We start from the raw sequence: 11,892 nt of genomic DNA, 5'->3' as shown, positions 1-11,892 counted from the left end.
GCCAACTACAGACGGACGCGACAAGAAGAGCCGGGGTAAGTTAAAATATCAGCTATAAGATTATGACTGAAGAAAATTTAAACAGGATCTTAGAAAACGAAACATTTTTTAGATGATTGTTAGCATAAATCAGCGAAAGATAGTACTTTCGTGAAACGAACAACATCTATAACGGTAACAAAGAACCTCATGATGAAACGGATGATTCTATTTTTCTTTTTGCTACTGTCACTCTCTCTACAGGCGCAGACCGAAAAGAGAGACAGTCTTATGAATGACAATATAGAAGCCGATTCACTCGCATCCACCCGACCGGGTGCCTTTAAAAGAGCTATCAAAAAATTCATGAACTTCAGTGATTTCGATACGCTCTATATCAGTCCGAACCGTTATAATTATGCGCTGATGGTTACTCATTTCAGTAACTTCGAATATTACTCGGTCACCAGTGAGTTACCCCAACCACAGAAACTCAGTTTTTCTCCTAATCCACATAACAAGATAGGATTATATTTCGGTTGGAGATGGATTTTCCTAGGTTGGTCTGTCGACGTCGATGATATTTATCGCAAGACAAACCGGAAAAATAGAGGGACAGAGTTTGATTTAAGCCTATACAGTTCCAAGTTGGGCGTAGATATCTTCTACCGCCGTACGGGTAACAATTACAAGATTCACAAAATCAAGGGATTCTATGACGAGATACCTTCCAGTTATTCCGAAAACTTCAACGGGCTGAAAGTGGATATCAAAGGGCTGAATTTATATTATATATTCAACAACCGGAAGTTTTCCTATCCTGCCGCTTTCAGCCAGTCGACCAACCAAAGGCGCAATGCCGGAACATTCATCGCTGGTTTCTCTATCTCCAAACATAATCTCGATTTTGATTATCAGCAACTACCGGAATATATACAGAAGAGAATGAACCCCGGAATGAAAGTCAACAAGATAAAATATACCAATGCCAATATCAGTTTCGGTTATGCCTACAACTGGGTATTCGCACGCAATTGTCTGGCATGCATTTCTCTCACTCCCGCCATTGCTTATAAGGCTTCTGATGTAGACGCAGAAACTCACGAAGGGAAACAATGGTACAGTAAGTTCAATCTCGACTTTCTGGTTCGTGCAGGCATTGTCTACAATAACGGAAAGTATTTTGTCGGCTCGTCCTTTGTTGGAAAAAACTATAATTATCACCGGAATAATTTCTCTCTTGACAACGGATTCGGTACACTTCAGGTATATGCAGGCTTCAACTTCCATTTACGCAAAGAATACAGGAAGAAGAAATAAAAATGCATACATCAGAAATCCCCGACTTGCTTGCTTATCCAAAGAATCTTTGTACATTTGCCCCGTTCTTTCCTTTAAAAACAAGAACCTGATGAAGAAACAACACCATATACAGACCACACGCACCCTCCTTTCCCGCTTCCGCTATTGGGGCAGAAAGAACTATGCCGCCTTTGCGAGCATGGGGCGTGAATTCCAAATTGGTCATCTGCATATCAATGTGGTGGACGTTGCCCTTCGCAAGCAGAATGCTAAAATTACTATCCCTTATCATACATTTATGACACTCCAGGAAATAAAAGACCAAGTGTTGGCAGGCATTGACATATCGCCCGACCAAGCCGCTTGGCTGGCCAACATGGCTGACAGCGAGGCGCTATATGCCGCCGCGCATGAGATTACCGTCACACGTGCTTCGCACGAATTCGACATGTGTTCCATTATCAACGCCAAGTCTGGCCGATGCCCGGAAAACTGCAAATGGTGTGCACAATCCTCTCACTACAAGACGCAAGCCGAGGTCTATGACCTCCTTCCCGCCGAAGAATGTCTCCGACAGGCAAAATATAATGAAGCTCAGGACGTCAACCGTTTCTCCCTCGTCACCAGCGGACGAAAACCCTCTCCCAAACAGATTACCCAACTTTGTGATACTGTCCGCCATATGCGGCGCCACTCTTCCATTCAGCTTTGCGCTTCGCTGGGTCTGCTCAACGAAGAAGAACTGCGTTCTTTGCATAATGCAGGTGTAACCCGCTATCATTGTAATCTGGAAACCGCACCTTCCTACTTTTCAACACTCTGCTCCACTCATACGCAGGAACAGAAACTTGCCACTCTCGATGCCGCCCGTCGTGTAGGAATGGATATCTGTTGCGGGGGCATCATTGGCATGGGAGAAACAATGGAACAACGGATTGAGTTCGCTTTCACTCTGGAAGAATTAAATGTCCAGTCCATTCCTATCAACCTGCTAAGTCCGATACCCGGAACACCGTTGGAAAACGAAAAGCCTCTGAGTGAAGAAGAAATCCTCAGGACAATTGCCTTGTTCCGTTTCATCAATCCGACAGCTTTTCTGCGTTTTGCCGGCGGACGTTCACAACTCTCTACCGAAGCTATGCGCAAGGCATTGTATATCGGCATTAATTCTGCTATTGTAGGCGATTTACTGACAACACTCGGTTCTAAAGTATCGGAAGACAAGCAAATGATTCAGGAAGAGGGTTATCATTTCGCAGGTTCTCAATTCGACCGGGAACACCTGTGGCATCCCTATACTTCTACTACTGACCCACTGCCTGTATATAAAGTGAAACGGGCGGACGGAGCCACTATCACTCTCGAAGACGGACGGACACTTATTGAGGGAATGTCTTCCTGGTGGTGTGCAGTGCATGGATACAATCATCCGGTATTGAATCAAGCGGCAAAAGACCAATTGGATAAAATGTCTCATGTCATGTTCGGCGGACTGACCCACGACCCGGCCATTGAATTGGGGAAATTATTATTGCCATTGGTTCCACCGTCGATGCAGAAGATATTCTATGCGGATTCCGGTTCGGTAGCTGTGGAAGTAGCTTTGAAAATGGCTGTACAATATTGGTATGCCACCGGAAAACCGGATAAGAATAATTTCGTAACTATCCGCTCCGGTTATCATGGTGATACATGGAATGCCATGTCCGTATGTGACCCCGTAACGGGAATGCATAGTCTTTTCGGCTCGGCACTCCCTGTCCGCCATTTTGTTCCGGCTCCGGCTTCCCGATTTGACGGGGAATGGAATCCTGAAGATATTGTCCCTTTGCGGGAGACGATTGAAAAACATTCGGAAGAATTAGCGGCACTGATTCTTGAACCGATTGTGCAAGGAGCGGGCGGCATGTGGTTTTATCATCCGCAGTATCTTCGTGAAGCGGAAAAACTTTGCAAGGAACATGGACTCCTTCTTATCTTCGACGAAATAGCAACAGGGTTCGGACGGACAGGTAAACTTTTCGCTTGGGAACATGCCGGAGTAGAGCCGGATATTATGTGTATCGGGAAAGCATTGACCGGTGGATATATGACGCTTTCTGCCGTATTGGCTAGTAATCATGTGGCAGATACTATCTCCAATCATGCACCGGGAGCTTTCATGCACGGGCCGACTTTCATGGGTAATCCGCTTGCTTGTGCGGTAGCTTGCGCATCCGTACGTTTGTTGTTGGAATCTGGTTGGCAAGAAAAGGTCAAACGAATCGAAGCACAACTTAAAGAAGAGTTGGCACCTGCCCGGGAACTTCCACAAGTAGCCGATGTCAGGATATTAGGGGCAATCGGAGTTATTGAGATGAAGCGTCCGGTAAATATGGCATTTATGCAACGCCGATTTGTGGAAGAAGGGATTTGGGTACGCCCATTCGGAAAGTTGGTTTATCTGATGCCCCCCTTCATCATTACTCCCGAACAATTAAGCAAATTAACTGCTGGATTACTCAAAGTAATCAGTGGAAAACGTAATAATATACATCAGTAACTTATGATATCAAACCATATAGACCAAGAACTTCTGACTCTAAAGGAAAAGAAGAATTATCGTTTTCTCCCACCCCTCATCCACGACGGGCGGAATGTTATTCTGAACGGGCAACGGATGTTGAACCTGTCTTCCAACGATTATCTCGGACTGGCTAACGACCTATCACTTAGAGAGGAATTCTTAAAGACAGTAACCCCCGAAACATTTCTGCCTACTACTTCTTCTTCCCGATTGCTTACAGGCAATTTCACGGATTATCAGGAGTTGGAACAACAACTGGCAACCATATTCGGAGTAGAAAGTGCACTCATTTTTAATAGTGGTTATCATGCCAATACAGGGATTCTTCCTGCCGTCAGTAATGCGCAAACACTGATTCTTGCGGATAAACTGGTACATGCCAGTCTGATAGACGGAATCAGATTGTCATCTGCGAAATGTATCCGGTATCGCCATAATGACTTATCCCAACTGCAACGACTGATTTCTGAAAATCACAATGCGTATGAGCAAATCATTATTGTCACCGAAAGCATCTTCAGCATGGACGGCGATGAAGCCGACCTTCGCGCTCTCGTCCAATTAAAAAAGAGCTATTCCAATATTCTTCTTTATGTGGACGAAGCCCATGCTTTCGGTGTACGGGGCGAGAATGGATTAGGATGCGCTGAAGAACAGGACTGCATCAACGATATAGACTTTCTGGTAGGAACATTCGGAAAAGCAGCAGCCTCAGCAGGTGCATACATTGTATGCCGACAAATTATCCGGGAATATCTAATCAACAAGATGCGCACGTTTATATTCACAACAGCCCTTCCGCCCATAAATATTCAATGGACTTCGTGGATATTAAAACATCTGCCCGCTCTCCAACAGAAGAGAACTCATTTACTGAGAATCAGCAACAAACTAAAGACTGCACTGGCTGATAAAGGATACAACTGCCCTTCGGTTAGCCATATTGTCCCAATGATTGTAGGAGCAAGTGAAGATACCATATTGAAAGCAGAAGAACTTCAACGCAAAGGATTCTATGCATTGCCGGTACGCCCGCCTACGGTTCCCGAAGGGACTTCACGTATCCGCTTCTCCTTGACAGCAGACATCACAGAACATGAAATTGACCAACTCATCAAACTGATAAACGGATGAAACAGCATTTTATCATAAAGAATAATCAGAAGCATCTATTGCTTTTCTTCGCCGGCTGGGGAATGGATGAAACTCCATTCCTGCAAATTCACCCAACCGATAAAGACTGGATGGTTTGTTATGATTATCGTTCATTAGAGTTCGATGCCGGCATTTTGCAAGAATATTCTGAGATCACCCTCATTGCCTGGTCAATGGGAGTATGGGCAGCTTCTCAGATAATGAAACAATATCCATCCCTGCCCCTTTCCCAAAGTATCGCTATCAATGGCACTCTTTATCCTATACACGAAACGAAAGGGATTGCTCCTGCCATTTTCGAAGGAACCCTGCAAGGATTGAACGACCAATCCCTGCAAAAGTTTCAAAGACGAATGTGTGGTTCAATAGCCGCTTACAAAGCTTTTCAGACAGTAGCTCCCCAACGTCCCGTTGAAGAGCTCAAAGAAGAACTTGCCGCCATACAAAAGCAATACTTATCATTGCCACCGTCGGATTTTGCATGGCAAAAAGCCATCATAGGAAAGAACGACCGTATCTTTCTGCCGGATAGTCAATGGCTGGCATGGAGCAACAAAGTGGATTCCCTTGAATATGCAGAAGCCGCCCACTATCAAGTGGAACTTTTTGATAATGTAATCATGCAAATCAACTAATTATTGATTTATGGATAAACAACTAATTGCCGAACGTTTCTCTAGAGCCATTCCCACTTATCCGCAGGAAGCAAACGTACAGCGGCAAATTGCAGATAAAATGATTCACCTGCTTACAGAATACATATCCTTTCCTTGTTCTAAAGTAATTGAATTCGGATGCGGTACGGGCATTTATTCCCGGATGCTGCTTCAGGCTCTACGACCGGAAGAGTTATTCCTAAACGACCTTTGCCCGGAAATGAAGTACTGCTGTGAGGATATATTAAGAAAAGAGCAAGTATCCTTTCTTCCGGGAGATGCAGAAACAGTTCCTTTCCCTGCTGAAAGCACACTGATAACTTCCTGCTCGGCTCTGCAATGGTTTGAATCTCCCGAGAACTTTTTCAAAAAATGTAATGCTTTACTCAACAAACAAGGCTATTTCGCTTTCAGCACTTTCGGGAAAGAGAATATGAAAGAAATACGAGAGCTAACGGGAAACGGACTTCCTTATCGTTCACGGGAAGAGCTTGTAGCAGCCTTGTCGACTCACTTTGACATACTCCATTCGGAAGAAGAACTTATTCCTCTTTCATTTGATAACCCACTAAAAGTACTTTATCATTTGAAGCAGACAGGAGTAACCGGCATATCCGGTACATCTTCCCAACAACTGCGGACACGTCGTGACTTGCAGTTATTCAGCGAACGTTACACACAAGAATTTGCCCAAGGCACTTCAGTGTCCCTGACCTATCACCCTATTTATATCATCGCAAAAAAGAAAAATGTATGAAACAGAATGTATATTTCGTAAGCGGTATCGACACAGATGCCGGGAAAAGCTATGCCACCGGTTTTTTAGCCCGTGAATGGAACAAGAACGGACAACGTACCATTACTCAAAAGTTGATCCAAACAGGAAACGTCGGTCATTCCGAAGATATAGACCTACATCGTCGTATCATGGGAATCCCCTTCACTAAAGAAGATGAAGAAGGACTCACTATGCCGGAAATCTTCTCTTATCCTGCCTCTCCGCATCTCGCTTCCCAACTAGATAACCGCCCTATCGACTTCGATAAAATCAAACATGCTACTGAAGAATTGAGTGAACGATATGACTCTGTTTTACTTGAAGGAGCAGGCGGACTAATGGTTCCATTAACCACCGAACTTCTGACAATAGATTACATCGCCCAAGAGAAATATCCACTAATCTTTGTCACTTCCGGAAAATTAGGAAGCATTAATCATACCCTTCTTAGTCTTGAAGCAATACAAAAACGTGGTATTATACTGGATACAGTATTATATAATCTCTATCCTACAGTAAAAGATAAAACTATTCAGCAAGATACGATGAACTTCATTCAAAGCTGGCTAAAGGATTATTTTCCAGAAACGAAGTTTATATTGGTACCGGAGATAAAAGACTAAATGACCTGTGACTTCAAAAGACAAAAGACTAGCCTTGTGTATTCAATAACCCCGCCGTGTTTTATAAAGGTGTTTTCGAGACAATGAACTTAACGAATACCAACTATAAAAAAAGAATACTCAAGAAATAAATAGATAACTCCGGCTTTTCTCCTAATATCCTGCAAATTGATTTGCGAATAGTTTGAAAAGCCGGAGTATAATACTCCTTGACTATACCACATGATACACCACCTCATGCGCTTCCGTCAACAAAGGAACCTCCAGTTTATCCAACATCTTATCCAATACGGATTCGGGAAGTGCATATTCCCTGTTCTTATTCTGTTGACGCCAAATGTGATAGGGTTGTTCCAGATATACAATTTTCACTTTTGCACCATAATCCACAAACAAGTCTATCAGTTGTGCACGCATCTGACGGGTAATGTTTGTTGCATTCCAAACAAAATCCTGCCCTTTGCGAAGATACGTCCGTGCTTCTTCCTTTGCCGTTTGCACTACCCACCCGTTTGCTGATTTATCCGTAGGACTCAATTTGTGTTTTCGACGAATGGCATCCAAGCTCACCACCGGCATATCCATGCCTGAAGATTGGATATAATAATCTTTTCCCATTCCCGGAAGCCCTGACAACATCGTGACTTCACATTTAAACTGTTCGTGAGGGATGTAATCAATATAACCACCTTCTGTATGGAAGTAATGAAAGCGTGCATAATCAGTGGCGAACTCTCTCGGTTTGTTCCAACAATCCTGTTCGCGGCAGAAAATCTCAAATAGCTCCACAGCTTCCAATAACTCTTTTTTATCGTCACAGATACGTCCCCTGACATCGGCTTCGGACAGCATCTTCAATAATGAAGTATCTACCCGCAAAGAAGCCTCGCAGAGCTTTTTTACAGAGTCCGGCTTTTCCATCAACCAAATGGGTAGCCCATGATAACGGACTAAAGACGCAATCTGTTCCCGGATATGGAAGGGGGCGGTACAATCCCGATATAGAATAGTACGGGCAGTGTATTCCCCTTTCCGGGCATGTCCTTTGGCAGACACTCTCCCCTCTCCCTCATCCACAGAGATCGAACGTTTCTCCACATCATGCAATAATGCGGCTGTCCATACTATTTCTTTCTCCAAAACAGAAAGATACTGATAAACAGCAGATTGCTGCAATGCTTCTAACACCATACGGGTGTGTACTGCTACATTCCCTTCCGCATGATAACGAGTATCCTGCGGAACGGTATTCATTTCGCGCACCCACTCGAACTGTTGTTCAAGTGAGCTCCACGATTTATCTTCTATCAATTTCCAATCCATAACTTATTCCTCCTTTTCATTAGCAAATTCCCAGGTAAGCCGGGCACGTTTCCAGTTACGCGTCCAATGCTCATCTGTCTTGACGTGCCCTTTCCGCACATACTTAAATACATTCTGCGCAAATCCGCTCACCGGATACTCTTCGATATTACGGCTGACTACCCCTTCGCGGGTACAAGCTTCTTTTGTCCACGGGTCACAAGAACCAAAGACCGACGGTTCTTGTGACATACGGATGATTTCCTGTTTCAGAAGCTCCGGCGTCAAACCGGAAACAGGCTCTATCTTCAACTCCGGAACAGTAGGAAAATCAAATAAAGCCGCATAAAACTTCACTTCCTCCCATGCCAGCCATTTGTCCATGTAACGGACCGCAAACACATAGAAATGCGTTTCCAACCGCTGATATTCAATAGAATGTACGGCATACAGATTCTCTCCGAAGATTTCTATATCGCCTAAATCATTCTTTATCAGCTCCCAACGTTCACGCAGTTGCCTCGTCCACGGTGAAGTGGTGGGAGCCGCATGCGAACGGGCAAAGACGCCCCACTGGCTCAAACAATTATTCTCTCCGTCCAACTTTTCGGTATGTACCAATGTCCCAATCCGTTGGATGTCCTCCCAATACGTATGATTAATCCGGTCATCACTAGTCGTTCCGGGAGAGAACGGATAGTGATAGGTACGACCATATTTCTCTGATATCATTTTCTTCTTCTTTAATTAATTACTAAATTCTTAAATCGCACAGTTAGATGAGCGGCTCTTGAATCACCTTCACCGGATTTCCCCGTTGAAGATGATTATGGTTGCTCCAATTCTCCTGTGCCTGAATCATGGCTTGTTCCATTGTCCAAGACGAAAGCTTCACCAGCAAGCGTTCCGTAGCCAATTTCTTGTTCTGCCATTGCGAGCGTTGGTCGGAAGCTACCACACTCATCCCTGTCGGGATATGCACTGCACGGACAGCAGACTCTGTTTTATTGACATGTTGTCCGCCCGGACCGGAAGCCCGCAGGGTTTCATAACGGAAATCACGCTCTGTTGCCTCCTGATTTTCGGACAGGACAAAGGAATGTACACCGACAAACCAGTTCTTACGCTTATGATAAATGCGGTACGGGCTTTGGGCAATCCATTGTACCGTTCCTTCCCATTCATCAACCAATTCGCCGCTAGCCGCACCTTGAAGAGAGATTATAGCCGAAAGTAGTGTCCGGTTCACCGGACCAATTTCCCGTCCTATCATCTCTACTTTCAATCCTTTCGCCTGTGCCTGTCTCACTATTCGTTCAAGCACCAATGCCACCACCCGGCAACACTCCGCAGGTCCCCTGCCGGAAGTTATCTGCAAATAAACTTTCTCTTTCATCGGCATCACTCCTTATTCATTCGTACAATGCGAGGCATAAATTTACCCTGCACTTCCACCAGCGTCTCTTGCGTATGCATCACCCGGTCGATGTCTTTGTATGCCAACGGCATTTCTTCCACACTTCCGCCAATCAAGGTCACTCCGGCTTGCGACAACATCTTTTTCAAAGCCGATTGCGTAAAGCTATCCTTCGCCTTTTGGCGGGACATGGCTCTACCTGCACCGTGAGAAGCAGAGTTCAAAGCGTCTTCCACTCCTTTGCCACACACCAGATAACCCGGGGTGGCCATACTTCCGGGAATCAATCCCGCTTGTCCCTTTTGCGCCGGAGTGGCTCCTTTACGATGGACGATTGCCATACGCCCCTGAGCAATTTCTTCTTTCCAAGCAAAGTTGTGATGATTATTAACATTAGCGAGAGGCTTCAACCCTAAGGCTTTCGCCAAATTCAAATGAATCCGTTCGTGACAGGCACGGGCATAGTCGCCTGCCAGATTCATGCTCATCCAATACTCCTGCCCTGCTTCGGAATCCAAATCCAGCCAGGCGAAATGCTGCGCTTCACGGGGAAGCCGGCATACTTCACGCGCCAACAGGCTGTAATGTTTTGCAATTGCAGCCCCCAACCCTCGTGAACCGGAATGGGACAGCAACGCCAAGTAACTTCCTTCCGGAAGGTTCAACACGTTATTTTCTTGCAGAGTAATCTCGCCGAACTCTACAAAATGATTGCCACCACCGGAACTTCCAAGCTGGCGTACAGCCTTTCCATGCAAGTCCCTCAATAAAGACGTCAGACGGAATTCCTCCCTATCCAACACTTCATGTTCCTGCTCAAAACCCAATCCGCCATCCATACCGAAATGAGTGAAATCCTTCAAGGCTTCCTTCATCTGATACGAATACCGTTTCAAGAAATCTACACCGGCATCAAATACCGTCAAGCTCATCCGGCAGCCAATATCAACTCCTACGGCATACGGAATCACCGCATTGTCCGTGGCAAGCACCCCGCCGATAGGCAATCCGTAGCCGGCGTGGGCGTCGGGCATCAGTGCTCCGGCTACCGTCACAGGCAGACGCATCGCCAGGTTCATTTGTTGTTTGGCGAGCGTCTCAATAAATTTTCCCCCGTAGGTTTTATACATCAGCGGCTCGTCCGATAAATCATAAGCCCTAAAGTCATTCGCTATCACAGTCGGTGAAAGGCGTTCGGCAAGCTTATTCCATATTTCATTGTTTTTGTAAGATTCGGGATGCTCAAGTATATCGCTCAATGTCATTTCAATCTGTTCTTTGGTGGCATGCTTGCAATGTTTACTTACAATATCCACTACCAGACTACGAGCTACATTATCCCGGTATCCCAGTTTACTTAAATCTTTTAATCGTATTCCCATACTTTTTTCTGTTCGCATACAGCACTCCCTACCTGCCTCACAGGCAGCAGATAATGTAATACACGATATTACCAATGCCTCAGAAACGGATACAAAACATCCATTCACAGCATTGAAGTGAATTATTCAAAAAATAAAAAATGTGATTGCAGGACTAATCAACCATTACCGCCGTTAGTAGAATGGCGGTCAATATAAGAACTATCCGTTCAATATGAACGGAATAAATTGCAAAGCCTCATCCTCCCGATGAGACAACTTAGTCCTAATTTGAAAATATTATTGTTCCAGCATAATTTATACCCTTTCCAACAGTTTTAAAGGGTGAATACTCATTTTATCGCGGCAAAAATAATGGTTATTTTCTTCTTTTCCAAAGAAGAAAGGATGTTTTTTAACGTGAGTTCACGCTATTTGTCGTTCTTCATTACCCTAAACTTGCAATGGGATGAACCTATATTCCCCATACCATCCGTACCTTCTAATTGTCCTAAAGAATCGGTCATGACGAACTGTGGGTCGGCATTCGGCCCTGAAACTTGAAGCAACTGCCGGATGTTTGCAGTTTCCTTCTGTTTCCTTTTCTTTCCTACAATCTGTCTTCCGGTGATTTCATCCGAAAGAAAGGTGTGCAGATTTGATAGGTTGCCTTCCAGGGTGCAAAAACACCAAACGTTCCGCCATAGGCTGCTTGGCTTCATTGTACAACGTTAATTCTGCTATTCCCTGTAG

At 44.7% G+C, this 11,892-nt stretch carries 11 protein-coding genes and 1 pseudogene; 7 read left to right on the top strand and 5 right to left on the bottom strand.

The window, feature by feature from the left end; genetic code table 11:
• Positions 1–189 precede the first annotated feature (189 nt).
• The 7 genes and pseudogenes from NSB03_RS11780 to NSB03_RS11750 form a co-directional block, all read left to right on the top strand.
• Positions 190–1,299, top strand: a complete 1,110-nt coding sequence (locus NSB03_RS11780; RefSeq protein WP_024987295.1) for a DUF4421 domain-containing protein — start codon at positions 190–192, stop codon at positions 1,297–1,299.
• Between the two features lie 91 nt (positions 1,300–1,390).
• Positions 1,391–3,823 (top strand): adenosylmethionine--8-amino-7-oxononanoate transaminase, encoded by a 2,433-nt coding sequence (bioA, locus tag NSB03_RS11775; protein WP_024987296.1) that lies wholly within the window; start codon positions 1,391–1,393, stop codon positions 3,821–3,823.
• Positions 3,824–3,826: 3 nt separating this feature from the next.
• Complete coding sequence (locus NSB03_RS11770) at positions 3,827–4,981, top strand: 8-amino-7-oxononanoate synthase (protein WP_024987297.1); 1,155 nt, start codon at positions 3,827–3,829, stop codon at positions 4,979–4,981.
• Positions 4,978–5,637 carry a DUF452 family protein gene (locus tag NSB03_RS11765; RefSeq protein ID WP_024987298.1) on the top strand — a complete coding sequence of 220 codons (660 nt, stop codon included), beginning with the start codon at positions 4,978–4,980 and terminating at the stop codon, positions 5,635–5,637. The genes NSB03_RS11770 and NSB03_RS11765 overlap by 4 nt, the downstream gene beginning before the upstream one ends.
• A gap of 10 nt (positions 5,638–5,647) precedes the next feature.
• Entirely contained in the window at positions 5,648–6,415 is a 768-nt protein-coding gene (gene bioC / locus NSB03_RS11760) for a malonyl-ACP O-methyltransferase BioC (RefSeq protein ID WP_024987299.1), read from the top strand.
• Positions 6,412–7,059, top strand: coding sequence for a dethiobiotin synthase (gene bioD / locus NSB03_RS11755; protein ID WP_024987300.1), 648 nt, complete (start codon positions 6,412–6,414; stop codon positions 7,057–7,059). The genes bioC and bioD overlap by 4 nt, the downstream gene beginning before the upstream one ends.
• Before the next feature lie 44 nt (positions 7,060–7,103).
• Positions 7,104–7,190, top strand: a pseudogene (locus NSB03_RS11750) (GNAT family N-acetyltransferase); the annotation flags it as partial.
• A gap of 82 nt (positions 7,191–7,272) precedes the next feature.
• Here NSB03_RS11750 and NSB03_RS11745 read toward each other — a convergent pair.
• The 5 genes from NSB03_RS11745 to NSB03_RS11725 form a co-directional block, all read right to left on the bottom strand.
• Positions 7,273–8,382, bottom strand: a complete 1,110-nt coding sequence (locus tag NSB03_RS11745) for an AAA family ATPase (protein ID WP_024987301.1) — start codon at positions 8,380–8,382, stop codon at positions 7,273–7,275.
• Positions 8,383–8,385: 3 nt separating this feature from the next.
• The gene (locus tag NSB03_RS11740; RefSeq protein WP_024987302.1) at positions 8,386–9,093 is read right to left on the bottom strand and encodes an RNA ligase family protein; all 708 of its coding nucleotides are present in this window, start codon (positions 9,091–9,093) and stop codon (positions 8,386–8,388) included.
• A gap of 43 nt (positions 9,094–9,136) precedes the next feature.
• Positions 9,137–9,757 (bottom strand): peptide chain release factor H, encoded by a 621-nt coding sequence (gene prfH / locus NSB03_RS11735; RefSeq protein ID WP_024987303.1) that lies wholly within the window; start codon positions 9,755–9,757, stop codon positions 9,137–9,139.
• Between the two features lie 5 nt (positions 9,758–9,762).
• Positions 9,763–11,160, bottom strand: a complete 1,398-nt coding sequence (locus tag NSB03_RS11730; protein ID WP_257466406.1) for an RtcB family protein — start codon at positions 11,158–11,160, stop codon at positions 9,763–9,765.
• Between the two features lie 410 nt (positions 11,161–11,570).
• Positions 11,571–11,861, bottom strand: coding sequence for a hypothetical protein (locus NSB03_RS11725; RefSeq protein WP_024987304.1), 291 nt, complete (start codon positions 11,859–11,861; stop codon positions 11,571–11,573).
• Between the last annotated feature and the right edge of the window lie 31 nt (positions 11,862–11,892).

The sequence above is a fragment of the Bacteroides acidifaciens genome, from assembly GCF_024623065.1.
Lineage (GTDB): Bacteria > Bacteroidota > Bacteroidia > Bacteroidales > Bacteroidaceae > Bacteroides > Bacteroides acidifaciens.
This window is presented reverse-complemented; position numbering and strand designations above follow the sequence as displayed.